Raw genomic sequence first — 25,072 nt, 5'->3', positions numbered from 1 at the left:
ATTTTCTTACCCCGTTATTAATGATAGTTATGAATTAGTTTGTTTTGCCCAGAATTGAGCAGCCAGTGATTCAAAGTTTGTTGCTAATGACAACATATGTGTACTTATTGAAACCGTGTTATCTGCTTCCTTCACATTATTCCCTGATGAATCTCTGATGTTGTGAATGCTTTTACTGATTTCTTCAGCAACGGCACTTTGCTGTTCTACGGCAGATGCTATCTGCATGGTCATATCATTAATTTGCTGAATGACATCTAAAATGTTGGCAAAGGAATTGACGGTATCCTGATTGTGACCCACGCAGGTTTCTGCCTGTTTCAAACCATCATTCATTGCTTTAACAGCTGTCGCTGAATTATTTTGAAGATTCTCCACCATTACACGAATTTCTTCTGTTGAACTGCGTGTACGACTGGCAAGAGAGCGAACCTCATCAGCGACTACGGCAAATCCACGCCCGGCATCCCCTGCTCTGGCAGCTTCAATTGCCGCATTTAATGCAAGCAAGTTGGTTTGCTCCGAAATATCATTAATGACGTCGAGAACAATAGCGATATCATTACTACTCTTTTCCAAAGCTTTAATAGTATCGGCAGCCTGCTCTACTCCTGCACGCAATGTCTGCATCAGGTCGACACTTATTTGCACAACCTTTTTGCCTGTTTCGACTTCCTCCACACCTTTGTTGGCAATTAATGTACTGCTCTGGGCATTGCGTGAAACTTCCTGGATACTTGCCGACATTTCATTTATTGCTGCAGCGACCTGTTCCGTTTCATTAAACTGCTGTTCTGCATAACCTTTGGAAGCCTTGATCGCACCACCTAATGTAGAAGTGTTTGAGCCCATGGTTGCTGCACTGTCGGCAACACGACCGATTAATCCAGCTGTTTCCGATTCCAGAAACTTCATGGCCAGCGCAATATCGCCCAGTTCATCGCGCCGCCCACTGTAAATATACCTTGCCACAGGATCATTTATGATTTTCCGCGCGTTGGAAACAATGCTTTTTAAGGGGCTTAGCAGGATATATACCCCGCCAACGGCAATAGTGATGCAGACCAGCGAAATAATAGTAATTGATAGCCAACTCTGAAAAAACAGACTTGAAATAACCTGGATCATCATCAGCAAAAATATCAATACCGTTATTTTGAAGATTATTGAAATGGAGTTTTTAAGCTCTGCAACTTTTTTGCCTTTACGGAGTTTTTCATAGAGTCTGGAGGCACGATCAACATTTTCTCTTCGGGGTTTTCTTCTTATTGATTGATATTCACGTGTTCCGTCATCTTTCATTATCGGAGTGACATAAGCGTCAACCCAGTAGTGGTTACCATTTTTGCAACGGTTTTTGACCATCCCCATCCACGATTTATCGGATTTTACCTTTTCCCACAAAGCAGCAAAGGCTGCAGGGGGCATATCGGGATGTCTTACTACATTATGGCTTTTACCAACCAGCTCCTCTTCAGTAAAACCGCTTATATCGACAAAATCCCGATTGACATAGGTAATAATTCCCTTACTATTTGTAGTGGTAAGTATATTTGCATCACTTTTATAAGATTCTTCAACTTGCGTAACCGGTTCATTAATCTTCATTTTATAGCCTTGGCATTTAAAACAGAATTAAGCGCCCTCCAAGGCTATATTTTCTTTAAACAAAAGGTCTAATACCAAAAATGAATCAACGTATAACAAAAAGCTATCAGTTCAATTATGACCTGAAACAACTAAGAGCTTTTCTTGAAATAGCGAAAGAAAAAAGTTTCAGCAAAGCAGCAGAAAATCTGTTTATATCTCAGCCTGCAATTTCTCGAAAAATATCACAACTTGAAGAAGCATTAAAATGCCAACTTTTTATCAGAGAAAATAACACTGTTAAATTAACTCCTGAAGGTGAAGAGCTAAAAAATAAATTACCAATAGTTTTTGAAAGCCTGAATGGAATAACAGAGTCACTCACTTCATTAACAAAAAAGAAAAAATTAAAATTAGGTTATACATGTGCTGCAATGAGCAGTTTTTTACCTGAAATGATACGCGAAATCACAGATAAACTGGAAAACTATGAATTGATATTCTCTGAAGGGAATACGACAGAACTGATTGATAAAGTACTTAACAATAACATCCATTGTGCCTTCATTATGGCTCAACCGAAGCACGAAACCCTTCTGACTATAAACATACGCCCTGAACAAATGGGGCTGATGATACCGGACAACCACCCTTTTAACTCACTAAATGAAATACCGATCGAACTACTTCAATATGAAACATTAATCCTCTTTCCAAAGCCCCAGAACCCCAGCTTATATGACCATATACTTGAATGCTGCATGGCTGCCCAGTTCTCCCCGAACGCTATAATAGAGGCTGATAGCTGTAATGCTATATTTGGATTTGTTGCTGCGGGCACAGGTGTTGCTTTCATAGCAGAATCTATGGCGGGACTTTGTATGAAAGGGACACGTTATAAGCCGCTTGTTCAACCAGGGCCTGAAATTGAGTTTAGCTTCATATCCAACAATTTATCCATGGAAGATTGGCATATGGTTTTTGAAAATTTAATTTCTGATAACTATTTTCAAAATACTTTCAATAATAATTATTCAGAAAAATCATTGTCTGCTCAGAACAGTATTTAGATTCACCCCCCAGCCAATCAGATTAGAAATCAAGTTTTCTTATATTTTTAAGCTGGGGAATTATTTACTATTTCAATACAGAAAAAACCAATATAAGAAAAATATTTTAAATTAATATATTTTAATAAACCGTAAACCAGCCGTATTTTTTAGTTAAAAATATAGAAATATTTTATCTTTAAACCTCATTAACTGATCCAGCATTACTTCAGAAAAATGCGATCTTTATATTTAACCCTATATTCTTAAAATAAATATTTACCTGGAGTAATATGATCATATTTTATAAGTCAACTTCAGGTATCTACTACTTAACGATTACTTAGTGCGAAAGTGTAACCTGTGGTTCAACACTGTGAGTTTGATATGCATTGTTATTTATCTACATGAAAAAATAATGAATTGGTAGATTAATTCATAAAACTTGTACCTAAGAGACGACTGAAGATGCCATCAAGATTGATAAAGGTTGCTGATAAAAAATTTAGTTTGTATCTGTAAACTATCCATCCATTACGACATTACGAACCTTTGACACCTTACCAAGTCTGAAAAGCTTGGCTGCTTCTGTTAAATTATCACCATAACTGAGCACTAACCCCAAACACAGAGGTATGAATGTCTTATATTGAGACGACGATGAAAAAGCTGCAACGAAGCAGCCCAAGTCAGCCCGAGTTTTATCAGGCCACCGAAGAAATCCTGCAGTCTATTCGCCCCTTACTCGACAAAAACCCGATCTATCTGCAACAAAATATCATTGAACGTATTGTCGAACCGGAACGTCAGATCATGTTCAGGGTCGTCTGGCAGGATGATGAAGGTAACGTGCAGGTCAACAAGGGTTATCGCGTCCAATTCAGCTCTACACTCGGACCCTATAAAGGCGGAATCCGTTTTCATCCTTCGGTAAATGCCAGCACGGTTAAATTTCTGGGGTTTGAGCAGATCTTTAAAAATGCTTTGACAGGTCTATCGCTTGGTGGTGGTAAAGGCGGTTCGGACTTTGATCCTAAAAACCGCTCAAATAACGAAATCATGCGTTTCTGTCAGGCCTATATGACCGAATTACATCGTCATATCGGTGCGACCATTGATGTCCCTGCAGGTGATATTGGGGTCGGAAAACGCGAAATCGGCTATCTTTTTGGCCAATACAAACGTTTGAATCGTCATTTTGAAGGTGTACTGACCGGCAAGTCGCTCAACTGGGGTGGATCACTGGTACGTCCTGAAGCAACGGGCTATGGTCTGGTCTACTTCACTGAAAATATGTTGCAAGCTAACGATGACACTCTGGATGGTAAAAGATGTCTGGTATCCGGAGCGGGAAATGTAGCCATACATACCATCGAAAAGCTATATCAATGTGGCGCATTGCCGGTTAGCTGCTCTGATAGTACCGGGACGATTTATCATGAGAAAGGTATTGATCTGATTCTACTCAGGGAATTAAAAGAAACACAACGAACTTCATTAATCAACTATCTGGAATCTCACCCGGATGCTCAATTTATTCCAATAAAAGAATATCCAAAAGATGGCCATGCCGTATGGCGATTAAAAGCAGATGCCGCTTTTCCATGCGCTACTCAGAATGAAGTCTCGGCGGCAGATGCTAAAGCGCTCTGTCAGAATGGCATTACCTGTATTGTTGAAGGTGCCAATATGCCTTGTACCGCTGATGCACAGGCAGAAATCATCGCCGCCGGAATTCATTATGCTCCAGCTAAAGCAGCCAATGCCGGTGGTGTCGCCACCAGCCAGCTTGAAATGGCACAAAATGCCAGTATGACCCAATGGTCATTTGCTGAAGTGGACAAACGACTACAGGTGATTATGCAAGGTATCTATCAACGCTGTGCAGAAACAGCCATAGAGTTTCATCAACCATGTAATCTAGTGTTTGGCGCCAACATTGCCGGATTTCGCAAAGTCGCGGATGCCATGCTCGAACAGGGACTGGTATAAGGTTCTTGTAATCAGTTCTTAACATAAGACCTATGGGGTTTAAATTTGAGACTCATTTATTTGTTCTCTGTGAGCATATTGTTCACATCAATGACACTGGCTGCACGGGCTGATGCAATTACGTTAAAAATAATTGATCAGAATCAACAGGCTGTCCCCAACGCCATAATTGAAGTGCTTAGTTCCTCTGAAAGTCATGGTGAACCAGATTCTGTAACCGTCATGGATCAGATAGATAAAACCTTTGTTCCTGAACAGATTATTATTCAGCAGGGAGAGACTGTTGATTTTCCTAACAGTGACAATATCCGTCATCACGTTTACTCATTTTCCAAAGCTAAAACATTTGAACTCAAGCTTTATGCGGACAAACCCGAAAAGCCAATACTCTTTGAAAGCCCCGGCATAGTTGTGGTCGGCTGCAATATTCATGACGCCATGATCGGCTATATTTATGTTGCCCAGCATGAAACGGTTGTTACCTCATCCGAGCAGGGCATCGCCTTTATTAACACAACAGCACCAAAGCCACTGATAAGTATATGGCACCCATATACAACTAATGGTGCCGAAAGCCGGAAAACCGTTGAAATAGATCCGTTAATTCAAAATACTCCGGGAGAATATATTATCCAGCTGGAGTTGACGCCTCCTCCCCCACGCGAGTCATTTGAGGATACATTCGGTGCGGCTGGGCATCACTAAATTACGCACGCAAATTCTGTTATTTGCCCTCTCACTGATACTGGTGTCGACGCTGGTTATTCAGTCGATATCCTGGTGGTCTGCAAATAAGTTTAATCAGCATCAGATACAGCAGAACACCATCAAGGCAGAAAATATTCTGCGTCAATACATACGTTCCAACGAAAACAATCTGGTGAATTCAGCGAGAGTACTGACAGCAGATTTCGGTTTTAAGCAGGCTGTGGCATCCAGTGACAGCGATACAATCGCCAGCGTACTGGCTAATCATGGCGCACGTATTAAAGCTGATTTAATGTTACTGACCGATTTATCAGGTCAGTTGATTTCCAGCAGTCGTTCAAATCATTACGATCAGACCTTACTACGGCAGATAGTGGAAGATCTGATGGAAAAACCGGGTGTCGCACATATTGTGATGCTGAATGATCGAATCTATGAATTAATCCTGTTGCCCGTGATGGCCCCCAGAACAATAGCGTTTAGTCTGCTTGGTTTCGAGTTGAATCAAACCACACTGAATGAACTGAAGCATCTTACCGATCTGGAGATCACCCTGCTTAAAAACGACCAGCCGGTTTATTCCACTCTGGATAGCCTTGATTCTGATGAAGATTTCGCTGCTAAGATGAATGCCATGCAAAGCAGATGGCTTGGGCTGCAAAGACCAACCTTTATCAATTCAGAAGTGTTACCGGCCACCAGTAGCGTAAACCCTGTCAGCATACTGCTAACCACGGATTTAAGACCGATCTATAAGCAATATGATGATCTGGCAAAACAGCTCATGCTCACTGTTTTACTGGTAGTAGTGGCAGCCATTATTATCAGTATGATCATCGCGCACAAACTGACCACACCTTTAGCCCGACTGGTTGAAATTGCTCACCAGTTTGCCAAAGGGAATTACGATGCCTGGCGTGATCCAGGCCGCTCCAGCAGTGAAGTCCGTGATTTAACAGTCGCTTTTCGCCATATGGGGGAAGAGATAAAACAACGTGAACAAGTTGTCACCTGGCAAGCCCGACATGATGTCCTGACCGGTTTATTTAATATTCACACGATGCGCAGCACGCTTACCACGATTATGCGTGACTACAGTCAGTGTATTGTGGTAGCGATGTATATTCAAAATTTCAGGCAAATCAATGATCGACTGGGACCGGAAGTCGCTGATGCTTTTCTCAACGCACTGGCAACTCGCCTTAATCAGTTCAAAACCTCGGGAAATAAAACCAATGCCCGACTGGAAGGTATCGAGTTTTTATCAGTGATCCAGTTAATGCCAGGCCAAAGTCCAAAGCAAATTGTTGAATCTTTACTGGACAGTCTGGCCCAGACTTTTCAGATCAGTAATATCAGTTTGACGGCTCAGTTTTATGCTGGTGTTTGCTGTTATCCTGCGGATGGTACTGACAGCAAAACCATGCTGCGCCGGGTCAGGATTGCAGCGGATCATGCTCGTATCAATCGCACATCCATTCATGTGTATACCCCGGGCGAAGATGAAGAACATCTTGAAGAGTTATCGATTATCGAAGCATTGCAAACTTTACTCAAACAACCCGGCAATAATGAATTATTCTTGAATTTCCAGCCAAAAGTTGAACTCAGCAATGGCAGAATTGACACGGTTGAAACACTGATCCGCTGGCATCGTCCGGGGCTAGGACGCATCGCACCGGATAAATTTATTGGTCTCGCCGAGCAATCTGGTCTGATTGTTGAGCTCAGTCACTGGGTCATCGAGCAAACACTAAAGCAACTGGCCATCTGGCGTGATATGGGGTTACACCTCAAAGCCGCTATCAATGTTTCGGCTGAAGATCTGGCACATCCAGAATTTTGCCGCTTCCTGCATTCCCAATTCGGTTTATACAATATACCGCCAGACTTGGTCACCATTGAGATTACTGAACGCGATATCATGTATGACGAAGCATTAGGTATTGAGGTACTTAAAAGTCTTAAAAAAGCGGGCTATAAAATTGCTGTTGATGACTACGGAATTGGTCAGTCTTCTTTGTCCAAACTGAAAATTCTGCCAGTCGATGAACTGAAACTGGATATGAGTTTCATCAGAAATCTGGATACATCACATACCGATCAGAAAATTGTCTCCTCAACTATTTTTCTGGCACACTCTCTCGGCCTGAAAGTGGTCGCTGAAGGCGTTGAAAACAGCGCCAGTTATGAATTATTAACACAAATGGATTGCGATAGCGTGCAGGGATATTTAATTAGTAAACCACGAGATGCCAATGATCTTGTCGCTTGGTTAGGTGAAAATAATGCCACTTATTCTGTTCCTGCTGACATTAACACTCACTAGTCAGCTCTATGCTGCTGATGGCAAATTAATTGCCACCCCCGGAATTTCCACAATTGAAGGTTCTGCCGGGGGTGGTTTTGTTCCATGGGCACAGTTGGCCGGATATGGCAGCCGTGATGAAATTGCTGCCAACGTATTCTGTAGTGGTGCCAATGTTGATCATTACGACTTGCATGTCTGTGGTGCTCAAGCGTCTTTTTATGATCGCGTTGAATTTTCTGTCGCCAAACAGAAATTTCATGTTGATACCTTAAATCTGAATATCAAGCAACGCGTCCTGGGCATTAAAGCACGACTTTATGGCGATATTGTCTACAGTCGTTTCCCGCAAATCAGTCTGGGCATGCAGCATAAAAAACTTGATGATCCGACTGTGGCGTATCTGTTAGGCGCTGATGAAGATTCCGGTACCGATATCTATCTGTCGGCAAGTAAGCTGCATCTTGGCGCGATAGCTGGTTATAACTGGCTATGGAATATCACTGCCCGCTCCACAGAAGCCAATCAAACTGGATTGTTAGGTTTCGGTAATGCTGGGCGAGATAATCAGCGTGAAGTTTTTTGGGAAGCCTCCACTGCAATATTATTCAGCCGACATTTAGCGTTAGGCGTTGAATACCGTCAAAAACCCGATAATCTGGGTTTAAAAGAAGATGATTGGTCTAATGTCTTTATCGCCTGGTTTCCCAATAAGGTTATCAGCGTAACTGCCGCCTGGCTGGACTTAGGTGAAATCGCCGGAGCAAAAAACCAAAAAGGCCCGTATTTTTCTGTTACAGGTTACTTTTGATGTCATTAAAATATCGATATAGCGTTCTCGTCGCACTTTGTTTGATGATATCAGCTTGTGCCAGCCCTCCAGATACCACGTTATACAAAAAGTTAGGTGGAGAGTCTGGCATTGAGAATATCGTGGAAAACCTGGTGCAGGAGATTGGACAAGACAAGCAAATATTTCATTATTTCGCTGAAGCCAGTGTCAGTCGTTTTAAGGAAAACCTGATAGAGCATTTTTGTGCAATCAGCGATGGTCCATGCAAATACACCGGCGATAACATGGTGGATATTCATACCGGTATGAATATCAATGAAAAAGACTTTAACCATATGGTGGATTTATTAATTAATGCCATGGACACTGAAGGCATTCCACACCGTATTCAAAATCAGCTGATTGCCCGACTCGCGCCATTACGCAAAGAAATTATCTATCTTTAATTACACTTCATCTTCAATGGCTGCTTCGACCATTGGAAACTGTGGAACATGCGTAAATATAACCTGATTACGGCCATGATCTTTTGCTTTATATAAAGCCGTATCGGCAGCCTGCAAAATCACATCTATCGGCGGCACGGCCTCCTCCGGCCACAATAAACACACCCCACAACTCATCGTAACCGGAATTAAGTGTGAACCACCGACAATCGGTGCCGAGTCGATAATTGTTCTCAAACGTTCAAAAGATGCCGTTGCTTCATCAGGCTTTAATTGCAAGGCAATTAAAAATTCTTCGCCACCAAACCGCCCCAGCACATCGTAATGACGTAATGTGGTTTTTAAACGGGATGCAAACCGGCGTAACACCTCATCACCCACGGCATGACCATAGGTATCATTTATTTTTTTGAAGTTATCAATATCACACAGAGCCACACAGTAGATTTTGTCACTGCGCGAGGAACGTATCAGCTCTTCAGAAATACGTTCAATAGCAGCATGTCGATTTAACAGTTTAGTTAAATGGTCATGCGTTGCCCGATAAGTAAGATCCTGATAAAGGCTGGACAATGGATTTGCCAATCGACGGGCCAGCAGTGTACTCAGAATCACTGCCAATAATACGATACAAAATGTTAATGCCAGTAACGAGTAATTTAACCGGTCCAAAACCCGGTAAAAAACTGATAAATCTGCCAGTAAAAACAATTCAATTTGCTGATCCAACGGGCTTTGCAGGAACGACTGCTCCAATAAATATTGCGACCTTTTCCACCATAGATTCGGCGAAGTATCTTTTAGTAAGTATTCTTCAAATTCAGTTTTATCTATGGTTAATGTCGTTAAAAACAACTCCGACTGAGAGGACTGAAAAATAATATCCAGCCCTGTCTTAACCTTTAATGTCTCGAGCAGAGGAATGGTCACTTCAAACGCAATAAACGCCATTGCGATTTGATGAGGCGCTTTTACCGGCAGACTGAACAAACGATATAAACGGTTATTGATCTCTGCAAACTGACCCTGACCAGAAACTTTTTGCAATGCAGACCAATTGAGATTAACCAGTTCCGTTAACGGAAAATTCAGTTCATTCGCTGCAACCAGCTTTCCTTCATTATCAACTAACAGCATCAGGTCAGCCTGGATCCGCTGAGCATGATTCGTGAGCATACTGCTGATTGTCGGTAAATCTTTGGTAGCAAGGGCTTCCCGGAAGCCGAAATCCTGAATTATTATTTCAGTTGAATAACGCAAGCTGGTTTCACGACTATCAATGTATTGATGCAGGAAATGCGAGGCATTGGCAACCTGCTCATGAATCTGCCGTTGATTATGCTGATGAATAAACCAACCATGACTGAGCTGCATAGTGAAGGCCGTTAATAAAATCAGGCTGGTACAAAGCAGGATCACCCTGGCCTTGATACCATTCATCTATTCAAAGTTTCCAAATGTATTCATCTATAAAAATCTTATTGAGAGATATGGTGACAATAGTGAAACAGGTATCAATTCAGGGTAAACGCCAGACCTTGATTTTCTGTCCGGTTTTAAAACCAAATAAGCGGTTACCACCTACTGCGACAGCAATATGTTGCTTGCCATCAATACTGTAGCTAATAGGCGGCGCATTGACGCCTGCTTCGGTTTTAGCACTCCAGCGTTTGTCCCCGGAATCAGCATCAAAAGCCATAAGTTCACCACTGCCTTCACCGGTAAACACTAAGCCACTGGCGGTACTTAATACCCCACCAATCAATGGATTTTCAGTTTTAACCTGCCAGACAATTTTGCCGTCATCTAAATCAATTGCTGTCAATAAACCGTGTTTTTCCGGGGTGTTTAATGGCGACATTGAAGAGTAACGCACGGCTTCCTTACCCTCTGCCGCCGCTTGTTGATGTAGTTTATATTCCACCGGCCAGTGAATACCGGCAATAAACACCAGGCGTCTGCGGGCATCCACTGATACAGGTGACCAGTTCGCACCGCCCATTACGCCGGGATAAATAATAGTGCCCTCTGCACTGGGCAGTGAAAACATATTTTTCTGCGGGACAAAAGCGTCGCTTTTATAGAGAAACTTACCGTTACGTCTGTCATGCACATAAAACCAGCCGGTTTTTCCTGCCTGACCAATCGCCGGAACAGGCTGTCCTTTAATCGTAATATCAAATAATACCGGTGGACTGGCGACATCATAGCCCCAGCTATCATGCGGCACCTGTTGATAATGCCACCTGTAATCACCACTCTTCGCATCAAGTGCCAGTAATGAGCTGCTGTAGAGATTATCTCCGGGCCTCGAAGAGCCTTCCATTTGTGGCGAAGGATTGCCTGTACCAAAATGCAGAATCCCGGTATAGGGATCAATAACCGGAGTACTCCAGGCCGAGGCCCCTCCATAACGCCAGGCATCAGCATGTTCTTTCATCGCCGCTTTTTCTTTGGCAATATCACGAGGTAATTCAATGCCATCAGCCGTTTTGGTAACGAAGTTTCCTTCCCAGTTCTCTGATTTAATGGTGTCAAACTGCCACTTCTGCTCACCGGTATGAATATCATAGCCAGCCATAAAACCACGACGACCAAATTTTCCGGCAATACCCACAACCGTGCCCAAGGGTGAGTCAGAGTCTGTAGCATCCAGATGCAACCCATAACCGACCCCCGTGATGCCGATAATGACAGTATCCTGATAGATCATTGGTGCCATATTAATACCCGCACCTGAGGTCCCTGAAACACTACCAAGCTCAGTATCATCCAGTTTGCTGACATCTTCCCTGATACCCGTGTTTTCCCCTATTACCTGATGATCCCAACGTTTTTTACCGGTTTTAGCGTCCAGAGCGATTAATCTCGCATCAATGGTGCCGGTAAATACCATGCCATTGGCAACGGCCACCCCACGATTAGCCGATCCGCAGCAAATAGGATAATCCTTGTCCAGATCATGCTGATAACGCCATAACTGCTTTCCATTGCCTGCATCCAGTGCGACCACGTCATTGAATGGCAGGGAAACGTACATTACGCCATCCTGCACTACCGGTGTTGCCTGAAAGGTATCGTTGATACCTGTATCAAACTCCCATGCTTCGACCAGGCCCGTCACATTACTTTTATTTATTTGTACCAACTTGCTATGACGCTGGTGCAGATCATTTCCACCATAGACCGGCCATTCATGTTCTGCAGCTAATAACGGAAAGGAAATACCCGCCAGCAACCCTCCCATCCAGATGAAGTCTTTTAAACGCATTTTCTTTTCTCTCTATAATTATTTTTTTGTCATGATAGCAATTAATAACGAACTGATATGCCTCATCATGATTGATGGATCTATTGATCCAGATCAATTCTGTGCCCGTTTACCCTACAGCAAATTATTGCTCCACCTACAATCAAACTATCAATAATTGGTGGATAGAGGTGCGGGATGCATAAAATACTGTTAGTGGGACTGTTCAGCATGCTGAATATATCTCCTGTTATGGCTGATCGTCTGGCAAATGAACCAATCAAACCCATCCAGACATTTATTATTACCGAACCGGATAAAGTTGAACTCGGGAAAAAACTTTTTTTTGACCCCAGACTGTCACGTTCCGGTTTTATTTCCTGCAATTCATGCCACAACCTCAGTATGGGTGGTAGTGATAATCTTCCAACTTCGATTGGACATAATTGGCAGCAAGGCCCGATTAACTCTCCTACCGTACTCAATTCGAGTATGAATCTCGCACAATTCTGGGACGGTCGTGCAGCCGATTTACAGGAACAGGCTGCTGGTCCCATTGCCAATCCCATGGAAATGGCTTTCAGTCACTCTCTGGCCATCGATGTATTGCGTTCGATTCCACAATATGTGGCTGAGTTCAATAAAATTTATGGCAGTGATGACATTACTCTGGATCAAGTCACCAATGCTATTGCCGCCTTTGAAGAAACACTGGTTACCCCCAATTCACGTTTTGATTTGTGGCTTAAAGGTAACGACAATGCGTTAACTGATACGGAAATTGCCGGTTATCAAAAGTTCAAACAAATCGGCTGTGTGGCCTGTCATAACGGTGAAGCCGTAGGAGGCAGTTCATTCCAGAGGATGGGGATCATGGAGCCCTACCAGACCGAAAATCCTGCAGAAGGTCGTATTGCTGTCACCGGAAAAGATGCCGACCGTTTTTCATTTAAAGTGCCCACCTTACGCAACGTCGAGCTGACCTATCCCTACTTCCATGATGGTGCATATTGGAAACTGGAAGATGCTGTGGATGTCATGGCCAGATTACAGTTAGGTCAGGAACTGAAAGAACAGGACATCAAAAATATCACTGCATTTTTGAAAACCCTGACGGGCGATCAGCCGCAATTTGCCATTCCGCAATTGCCGCCTTCCACAGCGAATACCCCCGTTCCAGTCCCTTTTGAAAACTAATACAAAGCCCGGTAGTTAAATCCACTACCGGGCTTTTTAGTATCGCTTAATCTGGCAAATCAGCAATGCTATCTACCACAGCGGCATATAAATCCCGGGTTGATGCTATGGCACCATCCTGAACCAGTTCAGCCGATATAACCTTACCATGTGCAGCCTGCAGTGGGCGTGTGGCCGTGGCACTGGCCACGACCGTCGGTTTATAGCCCAGATTAAAACCACCATGTGCTGTGGAATTGACGCACATATGCGTCATAAAACCGGCCAACACAATATTCTCAATGTTCAATGATTTTAGCCGCTCATCCAGTTCCGTCTGTATAAATGAATTGGGAAAGTTTTTAGTAATAACGTATTCCCCATCTCTGGGGGCAACTTCGTTGGATATCTGTCCCAGCTCTGTCGTTAAATCGTAGGGTGAGCCAACACCGCCATCGTGTTGTATATGAATAACAGGAATATTCAGTGCTCTTGCACGCTCCAGTAACGCTTTAGCCTCAACAATGGCTTTTTCCACCCCGGTCAGCTGCATAACACCGGTTCGATAGGTATTCTGACAATCGATCATAATTAACGCCGAATCACTCAGTTTGGCGGGTTGATGTCCTAAGCCTACGATCTCTCTTAACGTTTGTGATGCTTGTGTCATAACAATCCTCTTTGAATGTTTTAATGGGTGCGTTTTTGCAATTTTAGCCAGCTCTGAATAATGATTAATCCATACGATGTTGAAAGCTGACCGCATACGCACCGGGTCTGGCCAGTAAAATCGGGTCCGCTGAAGGCTCTATACCTTCCGGCAAGGCCAAGGGATTGAACATAGTCGCTTTTTCATAAGCTGCAGCATCCGCCATCGCCGCCTCGATCACGATAGTACCTAACTCGACCACCTGACGATCATCTGGCCAGACTACAGTCGCATCGTTTACTTCATCACCGTCCTCAGCGAGTTGCACTGATAAGCGAAACTTAGCAGCTTGCTGTGGTAATCGCTCACGAATCTCATTCATCAGGTAATTTGCGTTTTGTGCTTCGGCATCAGCTTTTTCCAGCGTTTTAACACCATCCAGTGGCATTACTATATAGCGACCATAAACCGACTCACCTTCAGTATTGGTAAATTTAAACGCATTTATGCCGTGATAGGAAAGGTTGGCAAAACTGGCCGGAAGTGGCTTGGGATAGTCCACAAAATGTTTGGCTTTGGGGTTATCAGCTAAAAACTGCTGGATAGGTTTGGTTTCAGCATCTGAAGTAGCAGAATCTCTTACTGCCGTGAGCATTTCCAGAAAGGCTTCAGGAGTCGCCACGGGAAAACGTGGCACTGAACTGAGTACCATATCGGTGTATTCCTCGTCTCCCAGATCAATCCGCATCGCCATGCCTTTTGCCAGTCCCTTAGGATCGTTGTCAGCGATATCCGGAAAACCTGTCGCATTGGAAAAACGCACAACTACAGGTGATGGATCCTTTTGTAAATGGGCTGCAGAAGTAATTTGACGTGCGGACTCAGCGGGATGAAACTCACCGGTTAGCACGACACCTTTCGTGTGATTAGAACGTAAACCCTCACGCGGCCCATTAAATAAATCATGTTGCACATCAACAATTTTTTCGACTGTCGACTTCTCTCTTTCCTCGGCCATAACAGGATTGATAGCCATCCCTAGCAACAATGCCAATGGCAGATATTTGAATGTTTTAGTGCCCATTTACGATCTCCTTGTTGTTATTTGCTTGCTGAATTCTGAAACAAAAACCCAGCTTAAACCTTTATGAGCTTTTTATATGAAATTTAGTTCATGCTGATTTAATCAGAACAGCAACACAAAACGGATTATTTTGTGATGGTTTGCGTTTACTAGACGACCGGTCTATTATGATCAGAAATTTACTAGACGACTGGTCTAATTATGACACGCACAGAAACAAAAAAATTGTTAAGTCAGGTTGGCACTGAAGTGCTGGGAAGCCATGGTTTTAATCCCACCGGATTAAATACGGTGTTGAAAACGGCTGGTGTACCCAAGGGCTCTTTTTATTATTATTTCGCCAGTAAAGAAGATTTCGGGCTGGCGGTGATTGATGAGTTCGCTTTGGATTATGCCGAAAAAATTGATGCCTTTCTGTCCAATGAAAACGTCCAACCACTACAACGTATTCGTGATTATCTGGAAAACGGTCTGGACACAATCCGCGAAGGAAAATGCAAACGTGGTTGCCTGATTGGCACGCTCGGCCAGGAATTATCCAGCCAGAATGAAACGTTCAGACTCCGCCTTGATCAGGTCTTTGAAGGTTGGAAACAACAATTCATCGTTTGCCTGCAGGCCGCAATTGATTGTGGTGAATTGCCCCGGAATACCAATACAGAACAGTTTGCAGAGTTTCTGTTATCCGGATGGCAAGGTGCCGTTCTTCGCGCCAAAATGCATTCCAGCACCGCTCCGCTTCAAGCATTCATCGATACCTTATTTCAACACGTATTAACAAAACCACAGAATTAATGGAGATTTTTATATGAGCATGAGCAAAGTTGCTCGTTTCCACCAAACGGGTGGACCAGAGGTTTTACAATTGGATGAAATGGATTTGGCGGCTCCGCAAGCCGATGAAGTGCTCGTCAAAGTTAACACCATCGGTCTTAATCGCGCTGAAGTCATGTTTCGTAATGGCCAGTATCTGGAAACACCTCAACTCCCTGCCCGACTGGGTTATGAAGCTTCTGGCATCATCGAACAGGTGGGGCCAAATGTCAGCCAGTTTTCAATCGGCGACAAGGTGAATGTCATCCCGGCTTTTTCAATGAACCAATACGGCACCTATGCTGAAAAAGCTGTGTTGCCGATTCACGCACTGGTCAGGCAACCTGCCAATATTTCCGATGAAGAAGCTGCAGCAGTGTGGATGCAATATCTCACCGCCTGGGGCGCATTAATTGATATTGGTCAGCTAACAGAAGGTCAGACATTGTTAATTCCGGCCGCATCAAGCAGTGTCGGGCTGGCGGCCATCCAGATAGCCAATCAGGCAGGCGCGATCCCGGTTGCGATTACCCGTACCGCGGATAAAAAAGAACTATTGCTAAAACATGGCGCCAAACACGTTATTGTCAGTGAATCCCAGCAAATCGCTGAGCAGGTTACGCTGATAACGGGCGGCAAAGGTGCAGATATGGTGTTTGACCCCGTTGCCGGCCCCGCATTGAATGAATTAGCCGATGCCTGTGGCCAATTTGCACAAATTTTCGTTTACGGCGCACTCAGTACAGAAAGCTCCCCGTTCCCGCTGTTTGCTGCGTTAGGAAAAGGACTGACGTTTCGCGGCTATACCCTGTTCGAAATCAGCCAGGATGCCAAACGCTTGCAACGCGGAGTGGAATTTATTGAAAAAGGACTCGCTGCAGGCCATCTAAAACCTATTATTGCCAAGACATTTTCACTGGATGACATTGTTGCTGCGCATCAATACATGGAATCCAATCAACAAGTCGGCAAAATTATTGTCACCACATCGAATATCTGAAATCTTCACAATGGAGGAACACCATGAAGTTTAACCTCAAAACCGTAAGTGCCTTAACCCTTGCCTCGCTTGGTCTAATCAGCACAGGCAGCTTTGCCGGTGCCGCAGATGTCGAAAAAAATCTGCATAAACTCAATGTACCAGAGGGCTTTAAAGTTGAGGTCTATGCCGAAGTGCCCGGTGCCCGCCAAATGGCTCTCGGCCAATCCACCGGAACCGTATTTGTCGGCACCCGCGGCCCCAAAGCCTATGCTGTTGTGGATCGCAATAAGGATCGTAAAGCCGATGAAGTGGTCACGATTCTTGATGATCTTAAAGTCGGCAATGGTGTCGCTATGCACCAGGGGAATCTCTATATTGCCGAACAGAACCGCATTGCCCGTTATGCTGCACCCGGCTTTGACCTGACCTTGCCATTCAAGGAAATGCGTGAAGTCATATATGAAGAGCTGCCTGACAAAGCCCATCATGGCTGGCGTTATATTGACTTTGGGCCTGATGGTAAGCTTTATGTCACCGTTGGTGCACCCTGCAATATCTGTGATGTCGAAGGTTTCGAGGCCACCATTATCCGGATGAATGCAGATGGCAGTGATGCCGAGATCTATGCAGAAGGCATTCGTAACTCAGTTGGCATGGATTTCCAGCCGGACACTGGCGTGTTGTATTTCACCGATAACAATACCGATATGATGGGTGATGATATCCCGCCAGGTGAACTGAATGCCGCTCCCGAAAAAGGCATGCACTTTGGCTTCCCATATTATGCCGGTGGTAAAGAACGCCACGAAGACTGGGCAGACAAAACTCCGCCGAAAGATGTCACCTTTCCGGTAGCCGAGTTTCAAGCCCATACAGCCGCATTGGGCATGAAGTTTTATACCGGCAACATGTTCCCAGAAGACTTTAAAGGCGATGTCATTATTGCCCAGCATGGTTCCTGGAACCGTACCGAGCCAGTGGGTTATGAATTGGTTCGTGTAACCTTTGATGATAGTAATCAGGTCAGTGGTCACGAAACTTTTATTGATGGCTGGTTAATCGATGGTGAAGCCTGGGGACGCCCGACAGACGTGCTGCAGTTACCCGATGGTTCAGTGCTGGTTTCAGATGATTTTAATGGCGTGATTTACCGTGTCAGTTACGGTGAAGAAACTGTCTCAGCCAGCACCGCAACCTCAGCTCATTCGAGCAAAACAGTGGAAGGACTGGTGATGCCCGAATCGGCTATCGCACATCCGGATGGCCGGGTATTTGTTACCGAAATCGGCGAATTTGGTAAACCAGGCGATGGCAAAGTCACTGTTGTAAATACCGATGGCAGCACTGAAACACTGGTTGATGGTCTTAATGATCCTAAAGGTATCGACCTGTTTAACAACACGCTGTTTGTCGCCGATGTGGATCAACTGGTGAAAATCAGTCTCGACGGTCAGCACGAGATAATGGTGAAAGCCGATGGCTTCCCCGGCAAACCCGTGTTCCTGAATGATGTTGAAATAGATGGTCATGGCAATATCTATGTCTCTGACAGTGGTGACGATGACGGCAAAGATGCTGGTATTTATCAAATTTCATCCGAAGGTGAGGTCAGCGAAATCATTAATGCCAAATCCGGTATTAAACGGCCTAATGGTCTGCTGATGGATGGCTATAACAAAATGCTGGTAGCCGACTTTGGTACCGGTGACTTATTCCAGCTGGATATCGCCAACGGCAAAGCCACTAAAGTAAACAGCGGCTTCGGCGGGGCGGATGGCCTGGTCAGGGATACCAATGGTTTCCTGTATATCAGTGACTGGGCAGGTGGCCAGGTGTGGCAATTGGCTGAACCCAAAGCGACACCCCAACTTATCACTGATGAATATGAATCCGCTGCCGATATTGCCTTATCAGCAGATGGCAAACATATTCTGATGCCCGATATGAAAGCTGGAAAATTGTATTTCCTGCCGATTAAGTAAATTTAATCAAAGCAATCAAAAAGCCGGGATGATTCCCGGCTTTTTTGTATCTCGGCTGATAAAGATTGGTCAGCTTGAATTCCAGCTTTAAGGCTGATTTGATTAGCCCACTAAAAGATAAAGCAATATCAGATTAAACAGCACACTTAAAATAGTGAGCATTTGCCAGAACCGCAGCGGATGACGTTCAATCAACGGGACATATTCATCTTGTAAAAATGCCGGGTTAGGTTTTGTCAGATCTGTTTGCAGCTCGGATAAAACTTCATAGCGTCTTTGCGGATTTAGCTGAACGGATTTTTGAATGGCTTTATCCACCCATACCGGGATCTCTGCTTGCAGCTGTGTTAACGGTTGATAGTTCAGTCGACTGAGATGCTGACGATTAATGGCTTTTTCAAAATGCTTGCCATAAGGTAGTTGGCCACTGAGCAGATTATAAAGAATTGATCCCAGGGCAAACTGATCGGCCTGTACTCCGGCCTGTTCACCCAACAGATATTCGGGTGCCGTATATTCCCGGGTTCCCAGTAATTTTTTGCGTTTAATCGGCGAAGCTACATCGGCAATTCCGGCGATGCGGGTGGAGCCAAAATCAATGATTTTTACCACACCTTCATCGCTCAGCATAATATTGCCGGGTTTGAGATCCTGGTGCAGCATATCCAGTCGATGGAAGGCTCTGAGTCCGGAAATTAGTTGCGGTAGCAGTTGCCTGACTTCACCGAGACTTAGCGGTCCTTCATCATCCAGTTTCTGTTGCAGGGTTTTGCCAGCGATATATTCCATTACGTAATATAAAAAACGCCGTGGACGCGGCTGTTCAACAATTCTCACCACATGCGGGTTATCAATTCGACGGCCGATCCATTCTTCAAGCTGAAAACGCTCCAGATACGCCGGATCATCCTCGAAATTGACGGATGGGGTTTTTAACACCACTTTCTGATTGGTTTCGGTATCAATGGCCAGATACAACTGACTGGTCGAACTGGCATGCAATTCACGCAATACCCGATAACCATCGAGGATGACACCTTCATACAATTCGGGAGGAAACGGTAACGCCGTTAACTTGGCATAGACTTCATCCGGTTTGGGATCAGCCAGGGCATCAATGCAAAACAGCTGACAACTGACATTGTCCTGGCCGCCATTTTGTAACGCGAGTTCACATAACATTTTGGCAGATTGTTCAGGATCTTCGGTTGCGCTCAACTGCTGTTTGATGACACTGTCAGCAACAAATTCATAAACGCCATCAGTCATCAAAACAAACACATCGCCTTGCTCGACACTGAGATGTTTGTAATCAATTTCCAGCGCGTAATCAACACCCAGCGCACGCCCCAAATATTCTTTACCTTCATCAAGTTTGATGCGGTGATCCTGCGTCAGTTGTTCCAGCGTATTGTTGCGAAACAGATAGATTCGGGCATCACCGACATGGAACAGATGTGCAGTCACCGATTTGATGATCACCGCAGAAAATGTGGTCGCAAAGCCCCGTGATATTTCCCGAAACTGATGGCTCTGCCCGCACAACCAGACATTAATCGCCGTTAAGACCTTACCGCCTGACTGCTTGACCGACCAGGTATCCGGCGTACTGAAATAATCGGCAATGAATCCGGTTATTGCGGCATGACTGGCCTCACGTGCCTGCTCACTGCTGCTGATGCCATCGGCAATCGCGCAGATGGCCCCTTTGCTCTCCAGCAGTAAGGCATTCTCCGGGGCATAAAAACCAATCGCATCCTGATTTTCAGCTTTTACGCCAGCCTGAGAATATTGCCCACAACGGACTTTCAGCATGAGCTTATCCCGTTATTAATGCACATCAATCATTTGCACGGTGCCATCCGGTAACACTTCTGCCATCTGGCCGCGCGGCTCATCCATAAACTGCACCACAATTAAGGTGACTAAGGCCGTGGCCGCAATGACCCAGAAAAATAACTGAGCAGATACTACCGACAATACCGTCAAAAACAGCAATGCACCGACATTACCATAAGCACCCGCCATACCGGCAATTTGTCCGGTCAAACGACGTTGTACTAAAGGTACAACGGCAAATACCGCCCCCTCACCTGCCTGTACAAAGAACGAACAGCACATGGTCGCCAATACGGCCAACACAATAAACCATTCCGGCGTTATCAGACCCATCACAAAATAACCGACGGCCAGCCCTGCCAGACAAATGGTCAACGTCAGTTTACGCCCCAATTTATCACTGAAATAACCACCGGTAGGTCGTGACACCAGATTCATAAAGGCAAAACCAGAGGCCAGCAAACCTGCCTGCACTACAGTGATATTAAAGGTTTCGCTGAAAAATAAAGGTAACATTGATACGACCGCCAGTTCAGAGCCAAACGTTGCCAGATACGCCAGATTCAGCACTGCCACCTGTTTGAACTTATAACGGTGAATCTCTGGAACAGGCGTGTGAAATATGGATTTGTTGACCTGATAGATATGATAAAGCTGATAGAGAAACAGTAACACCAGTCCACCATAGATCAACATGGTCACCGACTCAGTCAGTAATGAAACCCCGTTTGGTGACAGTTTCCAGGCTAACAACCCCAGCGCGCCATACATCGGAATGGTCATCAGAATTAACAGCAGAAAATCCCCTTTACTGGTGACCTCCATCGCCCCGGATTTTTTCGGTTTGAAATAGGTTGAACCTTTGGGTGTATCTGACACACTGTTGTAATAGATAAACGCATAAACCAATGCGATAAAACCGGTCAAAGCCACGGCATAGCGCCAGCCTTCATCACCACCAAACATCAATGCGATGGTCGGCAGACTCATTGCCGCCGCTGCAGATCCGAAGTTACCCCAGCCACCATAAATGCCCTCTGCCAGACCGACCTGTTTGGCAGGAAACCATTCTGAAATCATCCGGATACCGATAACAAAACCAGCGCCGACAAAACCCAACATAAAACGTGCCAGCGCCATTTGCTCAAAGCTGTCGGCTATCGCAAAAAAGAAACACAACATGCTGGAAATACCCAGCAGTAATGAATACATGATTTTGGGGCCATATTTATCGACCAGCATGCCCACCACAATCCGGGCGGGAATAGTCAGAGCAACATTGAGGATTAATAAGGTTTTAATTTGCTGGTCGGTGAGGCCAAGCGTTTCTTTAATTGAAACCAGTAGCGGTGCATGGTTAAACCAGACCACAAAACTGATAAAAAAGGCCATCCAGCTAAGATGTAAGATGCGGCTGTTACCGCTGAAGGATAAAAATTTTAAATTTGAGGCAGACATCGAGTTCTCACTTCAGAACGTTTGACCAACATTGGTGAGCGACTTAAGCGGGAATTATGCCAACTTCTAAGTTATTGATTTTATAGTTATCCAAGCAGTTAAAAAGGTATCCAATGCACCTGTTTAAATCAAACTGACTGAACGCGCACCATAGCTGTGCAGACCATCAGGCAACAAAAGCTACAGCATTTTTGCCGGATTGTTTGACGCGATACATAGCCTCATCAGCGGCCTTTAACAAGGCATCTATGTTTTCACCATCTTCCGGATAGCGGGCAATTCCAATGCTGGCGCCTATCTGACAAGGGCAGTTATCGATCAGTATTTTTTCGGAAAGCGCTGCTATGATTTTATCGCCAACGGTTTGCAAATGCTGATTCTGCGCCACATCACTCAGCAACACCACAAACTCATCTCCGCCAATTCGAAATACCGTATCCGATGCGCGTAAGCGCTGATTTATCCGCTGCGCGACTTCAACCAGCAACGCATCACCGACATGATGCCCGCAAATATCATTCACTGATTTAAAATTATCCAGATCAATAAACATCATGGCCAACGAGCTGCTTTTACGCTGTGCCTGCAAAATGGCCTGCTCTGCCATTAAACTGAACTGTGCCCGATTAGCCAGTCCGGTCAGACTATCTTTATGGGCCATCTCAGTCAGCGCCAGTTCCAGTTTTTTACGTTCGGTGATGTCACGAATATCCGCACTTAGCTCAATCGTACGGCCATCTTCGCTACGATTAAGCTGCAACAGCATTTCGGCATCAATTAACGCATTATCAGCCCGAATCAGTTGCACTTCACAGCGGTTATAAGGCAAGGGGCGAAACTTTTTGGCAAGCAGTAGCAAATGTGAAATACGCGAGGCCGATTCCTGACTAAATAACCGGTGATAAGGATGGCCCAGATAATAACTTTCATCGCGTTGTAAAAGTAACTTCACCGACGCACTGATAAAGGTAATACGGCTGGTCGCGGAGTTAATGCCGATAACAATATCTGAGCTTTTTTCCATCAGTTTGCTGAAATACTGTTCCCGGCGTATCAAGCGGTTAATGGCCATGGCAAATGACAGCAGAATCAGGATAACAATAATGGTCTGCAGACCTCGCAGCAGATAAGTCTGGCGTTTGGCAGCCGTTTCCAGCTGGTTGGTCAGTTTATTCATTAACGCCAGCAATTGCAGATTATCCGCCACCATCGCATTAACCAGTTCCTCCAACGCTGATTCGCTGAGCTGCATTTGTTGAATCGAACGATACAGTGGTTCCCACAATGCCAGTGATTGCATCAGCGTTTTTTGAATAACGGTTTCGTTGAATTGTTTGACCCGAATCGGCTGGCTGTCAGCGCTAAGCGTTTCACCACCATAGCGCATGGCTGTTAAGGTCTGGTCAAACAACTCCATGGCATCCATCAGCTCCTGATGTGCCGCTTGCGTATCTATTCCCTGTTTCTGCTGATAATGCATCAGTAAAAGGGACTTGGTCATTTTCTGTGACAACATGCGTTGTCTGCCGGCAATATTGATATTGATTGATGAGGCTTCAAGCTGAGCAGAAAGGCCGTAGTTCATTGCCAGCAGGGTAATATCAAAAAACGCTACTAAACCAAGTGGCAGTAAAAAAAAGCGGTATTTTTTGATGACCTCCAGCATTCCCCCCCTCCCCCTGTTTTCGCCGGCTCATTAAGCCACCACTTGTTGACCGAATTAATCGTCCTGCCAATCCAGATCACAGCAGAACACGTACAGTTTGTTATGCACCACGACCGTTTGAGAGACGGTTATGCACATTCTTGAGTCAGCAACCGACAGATATGGACGGCTGACCTGCATTTCACCGGGATGCTCAATCGCGCGGAAGTGATAGTGTTTGTGGGACCAATTGGCATTATCACCAGACAGCAAAGGGGTAAAACGAGCGTCCATTTTCTGTTGATAATGTGGGGAATAAACATTACGTGCCATCTGAAAACCAACTTCGTCCAACAGATAACATCGTACGGCGCGTTTTTCCTTAAATAGAATATGGGTGCTGGTATCAAACGCATTGGTAATGGAAAACTCACTGACCGCCTGACGGAACAGTGTCTCTATTTTTTTGAAATCCTGATTCATCTGGTGGCTGTTTTTAAAGCGCTGGCGTTGCTGTATTTTCAATAAATGATCAATGTCTTCAGCAAACTTGAGGTTTGGCGTAATACGCTGCTGTGGTTTAGCAAAATAAAAGCCCTGGATCATATCGGCATTTGCTGCGATGGCGACTAACGCTTCCCGTTCGGTTTCCACCCCCTCGATTACCACAAGACTACCCGCTTCATGGATCAGCGAGACAACACCGGTCAGAATACGCTCGACCCGGCTGGAAGTCCCGGCGCCACGAATCATGCTGCGATCTATTTTGACAATATCCGGTTCCAGCTCCCATATACGATCAAAATTGGAATGCCCGGCACCAAAATCATCAATGGCTATCAGACAGCCAAGCTGACGGAAGTGGCGAATCAGACTGCGTAAGTATTGCCGGTCATCAATTTCACTTTCCAGAATTTCGATAACCACCCGTTGTGGTGCGATACCAGTCTGTTCAAATAACGCATTCATAAAGCCGGCATCCGGCCGTTCTGACACAAGGCATTGTGAATTCAGATTTAAAAACAACCAGGCTTCACCATTCGGTTGCCGGGCAAAATTATGCATATGCAGCCGGCGGCAGAGACGATCCAGGGATAGGTTTTCCACGCCGTTTTGGGGGATAGCCAGTAACTCCAGAGGCGTTTGTGGCTGTTTTTGCGGGTCAACCGCTCTAATCAGGCCTTCATAGCCGACCGGTCGACGATGTGAGATGCTGAAAATAGGCTGAAAATGACTGCTCAACGTTAAATGGTGAAAATCAGCCGTCACATACAGACTGGTTTGTTCAGCATCATGCAACTGCTGCATAGG

General features: G+C 44.8%; 19 protein-coding genes. 10 read left to right on the top strand and 9 right to left on the bottom strand.

All coding sequences use genetic code 11. The features are described 5' to 3' along the window. Nucleotides 1-27 precede the first annotated feature (27 nt). Nucleotides 28-1,608: a methyl-accepting chemotaxis protein gene (locus tag B2337_RS05270; protein ID WP_292414247.1), complete on the bottom strand. Its 1,581-nt coding sequence runs from the start codon at nt 1,606-1,608 to the stop codon at nt 28-30. Nucleotides 1,609-1,688: 80 nt separating this feature from the next. On the opposite strand from B2337_RS05270, the gene B2337_RS05265 reads away from it, so the two are divergent. The 6 genes from B2337_RS05265 to B2337_RS05240 all read left to right on the top strand — a co-directional run bounded on the left by B2337_RS05265 (nt 1,689) and on the right by B2337_RS05240 (nt 8,883). Then, complete coding sequence (locus B2337_RS05265; RefSeq protein WP_292414248.1) at nt 1,689-2,657, top strand: LysR family transcriptional regulator; 969 nt, start codon at nt 1,689-1,691, stop codon at nt 2,655-2,657. A 618-nt stretch (nt 2,658-3,275) separates the two neighbouring features. Beyond that, a complete protein-coding gene (gene gdhA, locus B2337_RS05260; RefSeq protein WP_292414249.1) occupies nt 3,276-4,628 on the top strand; it encodes an NADP-specific glutamate dehydrogenase in 1,353 nt (450 codons plus the stop codon). 90 nt (nt 4,629-4,718) lie between these two features. Next, nucleotides 4,719-5,333 (top strand): methylamine utilization protein, encoded by a 615-nt coding sequence (locus B2337_RS05255; RefSeq protein ID WP_292362616.1) that lies wholly within the window; start codon nt 4,719-4,721, stop codon nt 5,331-5,333. Continuing rightward, nucleotides 5,314-7,665: a GGDEF domain-containing protein gene (locus B2337_RS05250; RefSeq protein ID WP_292362614.1), complete on the top strand. Its 2,352-nt coding sequence runs from the start codon at nt 5,314-5,316 to the stop codon at nt 7,663-7,665. Before B2337_RS05255 ends, B2337_RS05250 begins: the two co-directional genes overlap by 20 nt. Then, a complete protein-coding gene (locus B2337_RS05245; protein WP_292362613.1) occupies nt 7,625-8,455 on the top strand; it encodes a DUF3034 family protein in 831 nt (276 codons plus the stop codon). The genes B2337_RS05250 and B2337_RS05245 overlap by 41 nt, the downstream gene beginning before the upstream one ends. Continuing rightward, complete coding sequence (locus B2337_RS05240) at nt 8,455-8,883, top strand: group I truncated hemoglobin (RefSeq protein WP_292362612.1); 429 nt, start codon at nt 8,455-8,457, stop codon at nt 8,881-8,883. The genes B2337_RS05245 and B2337_RS05240 overlap by 1 nt, the downstream gene beginning before the upstream one ends. On the opposite strand, the gene B2337_RS05235 is transcribed toward B2337_RS05240, so the two are convergent. After that, nucleotides 8,884-10,323, bottom strand: a complete 1,440-nt coding sequence (locus tag B2337_RS05235; protein ID WP_292414250.1) for a sensor domain-containing diguanylate cyclase — start codon at nt 10,321-10,323, stop codon at nt 8,884-8,886. Between the two features lie 79 nt (nt 10,324-10,402). Then, nucleotides 10,403-12,154, bottom strand: a complete 1,752-nt coding sequence (locus B2337_RS05230; protein ID WP_292414251.1) for a pyrroloquinoline quinone-dependent dehydrogenase — start codon at nt 12,152-12,154, stop codon at nt 10,403-10,405. Nucleotides 12,155-12,331: 177 nt separating this feature from the next. Here B2337_RS05230 and B2337_RS05225 point away from each other — a divergent pair, with 177 nt between their 5' ends. Further along, on the top strand, nt 12,332-13,330 hold the full coding sequence (locus tag B2337_RS05225; RefSeq protein WP_292414252.1) for a cytochrome-c peroxidase: 999 nt from the start codon (nt 12,332-12,334) through the stop codon (nt 13,328-13,330). 46 nt (nt 13,331-13,376) lie between these two features. On the opposite strand, the gene B2337_RS05220 is transcribed toward B2337_RS05225, so the two are convergent. Both B2337_RS05220 and B2337_RS05215 read right to left on the bottom strand, forming a co-directional pair. Beyond that, the gene (locus B2337_RS05220) at nt 13,377-13,979 is read right to left on the bottom strand and encodes a cysteine hydrolase family protein (protein WP_292414253.1); all 603 of its coding nucleotides are present in this window, start codon (nt 13,977-13,979) and stop codon (nt 13,377-13,379) included. Nucleotides 13,980-14,043: 64 nt separating this feature from the next. Continuing rightward, the gene (locus tag B2337_RS05215; protein ID WP_292414255.1) at nt 14,044-15,042 is read right to left on the bottom strand and encodes a catalase family peroxidase; all 999 of its coding nucleotides are present in this window, start codon (nt 15,040-15,042) and stop codon (nt 14,044-14,046) included. 201 nt (nt 15,043-15,243) lie between these two features. Here B2337_RS05215 and B2337_RS05210 point away from each other — a divergent pair, with 201 nt between their 5' ends. The 3 genes from B2337_RS05210 to B2337_RS05200 are packed head-to-tail and all read left to right on the top strand — an operon-like array spanning nt 15,244 to nt 18,819. Beyond that, on the top strand, nt 15,244-15,837 hold the full coding sequence (locus tag B2337_RS05210) for a TetR/AcrR family transcriptional regulator (RefSeq protein ID WP_292414256.1): 594 nt from the start codon (nt 15,244-15,246) through the stop codon (nt 15,835-15,837). A 13-nt stretch (nt 15,838-15,850) separates the two neighbouring features. Next, nucleotides 15,851-16,855, top strand: a complete 1,005-nt coding sequence (locus B2337_RS05205; protein WP_292414257.1) for a zinc-dependent alcohol dehydrogenase family protein — start codon at nt 15,851-15,853, stop codon at nt 16,853-16,855. A gap of 23 nt (nt 16,856-16,878) precedes the next feature. Further along, the gene (locus B2337_RS05200) at nt 16,879-18,819 is read left to right on the top strand and encodes a PQQ-dependent sugar dehydrogenase (RefSeq protein ID WP_292414258.1); all 1,941 of its coding nucleotides are present in this window, start codon (nt 16,879-16,881) and stop codon (nt 18,817-18,819) included. Between the two features lie 102 nt (nt 18,820-18,921). Here B2337_RS05200 and B2337_RS05195 read toward each other — a convergent pair whose 3' ends face one another. From B2337_RS05195 to B2337_RS05180, 4 genes are all read right to left on the bottom strand, one after another. Continuing rightward, the gene (locus B2337_RS05195) at nt 18,922-20,634 is read right to left on the bottom strand and encodes a bifunctional protein-serine/threonine kinase/phosphatase (RefSeq protein ID WP_292414259.1); all 1,713 of its coding nucleotides are present in this window, start codon (nt 20,632-20,634) and stop codon (nt 18,922-18,924) included. A gap of 15 nt (nt 20,635-20,649) precedes the next feature. After that, the gene (locus tag B2337_RS05190) at nt 20,650-22,116 is read right to left on the bottom strand and encodes a NarK family nitrate/nitrite MFS transporter (RefSeq protein WP_292414260.1); all 1,467 of its coding nucleotides are present in this window, start codon (nt 22,114-22,116) and stop codon (nt 20,650-20,652) included. A 166-nt stretch (nt 22,117-22,282) separates the two neighbouring features. Continuing rightward, nucleotides 22,283-23,782, bottom strand: a complete 1,500-nt coding sequence (locus tag B2337_RS05185; RefSeq protein WP_292414262.1) for a diguanylate cyclase domain-containing protein — start codon at nt 23,780-23,782, stop codon at nt 22,283-22,285. A gap of 54 nt (nt 23,783-23,836) precedes the next feature. Further along, on the bottom strand, nt 23,837-25,069 hold the full coding sequence (locus tag B2337_RS05180) for an EAL domain-containing protein (protein WP_292742491.1): 1,233 nt from the start codon (nt 25,067-25,069) through the stop codon (nt 23,837-23,839). Nucleotides 25,070-25,072: the final 3 nt, after the last annotated feature.

The organism is Methylophaga sp. UBA3192 (genome assembly GCA_002363955.1).
Classification (GTDB): Bacteria; Pseudomonadota; Gammaproteobacteria; order Nitrosococcales; family Methylophagaceae; genus Methylophaga.
The sequence above is the reverse complement of the archived record's forward strand: the minus strand, read 5'-3'. Positions and strand labels throughout refer to the sequence as shown.

Bases quoted from the DNA above. Each gene is read 5' to 3' on its own strand.
- B2337_RS05270 (WP_292414247.1), bottom strand. From the start codon at position 1,608: ATGAAGATTAATGAACCGGTTACGCAAGTTGAAGAATCTTATAAAAGT.
- B2337_RS05265 (WP_292414248.1), top strand. From the start codon at position 1,689: ATGAATCAACGTATAACAAAAAGCTATCAGTTCAATTATGACCTGAAA.
- gdhA (WP_292414249.1), top strand. From the start codon at position 3,276: ATGTCTTATATTGAGACGACGATGAAAAAGCTGCAACGAAGCAGCCCA.
- B2337_RS05255 (WP_292362616.1), top strand. From the start codon at position 4,719: ATGACACTGGCTGCACGGGCTGATGCAATTACGTTAAAAATAATTGAT.
- B2337_RS05245 (WP_292362613.1), top strand. From the start codon at position 7,625: ATGCCACTTATTCTGTTCCTGCTGACATTAACACTCACTAGTCAGCTC.
- B2337_RS05240 (WP_292362612.1), top strand. From the start codon at position 8,455: ATGTCATTAAAATATCGATATAGCGTTCTCGTCGCACTTTGTTTGATG.
- B2337_RS05235 (WP_292414250.1), bottom strand. From the start codon at position 10,323: ATGAATGGTATCAAGGCCAGGGTGATCCTGCTTTGTACCAGCCTGATT.
- B2337_RS05230 (WP_292414251.1), bottom strand. From the start codon at position 12,154: ATGCGTTTAAAAGACTTCATCTGGATGGGAGGGTTGCTGGCGGGTATT.
- B2337_RS05225 (WP_292414252.1), top strand. From the start codon at position 12,332: ATGCATAAAATACTGTTAGTGGGACTGTTCAGCATGCTGAATATATCT.
- B2337_RS05220 (WP_292414253.1), bottom strand. From the start codon at position 13,979: ATGACACAAGCATCACAAACGTTAAGAGAGATCGTAGGCTTAGGACAT.
- B2337_RS05215 (WP_292414255.1), bottom strand. From the start codon at position 15,042: ATGGGCACTAAAACATTCAAATATCTGCCATTGGCATTGTTGCTAGGG.
- B2337_RS05210 (WP_292414256.1), top strand. From the start codon at position 15,244: ATGACACGCACAGAAACAAAAAAATTGTTAAGTCAGGTTGGCACTGAA.
- B2337_RS05205 (WP_292414257.1), top strand. From the start codon at position 15,851: ATGAGCATGAGCAAAGTTGCTCGTTTCCACCAAACGGGTGGACCAGAG.
- B2337_RS05200 (WP_292414258.1), top strand. From the start codon at position 16,879: ATGAAGTTTAACCTCAAAACCGTAAGTGCCTTAACCCTTGCCTCGCTT.
- B2337_RS05195 (WP_292414259.1), bottom strand. From the start codon at position 20,634: ATGCTGAAAGTCCGTTGTGGGCAATATTCTCAGGCTGGCGTAAAAGCT.
- B2337_RS05190 (WP_292414260.1), bottom strand. From the start codon at position 22,116: ATGTCTGCCTCAAATTTAAAATTTTTATCCTTCAGCGGTAACAGCCGC.
- B2337_RS05185 (WP_292414262.1), bottom strand. From the start codon at position 23,782: ATGCTGGAGGTCATCAAAAAATACCGCTTTTTTTTACTGCCACTTGGT.
- B2337_RS05180 (WP_292742491.1), bottom strand. From the start codon at position 25,069: ATGCAGCAGTTGCATGATGCTGAACAAACCAGTCTGTATGTGACGGCT.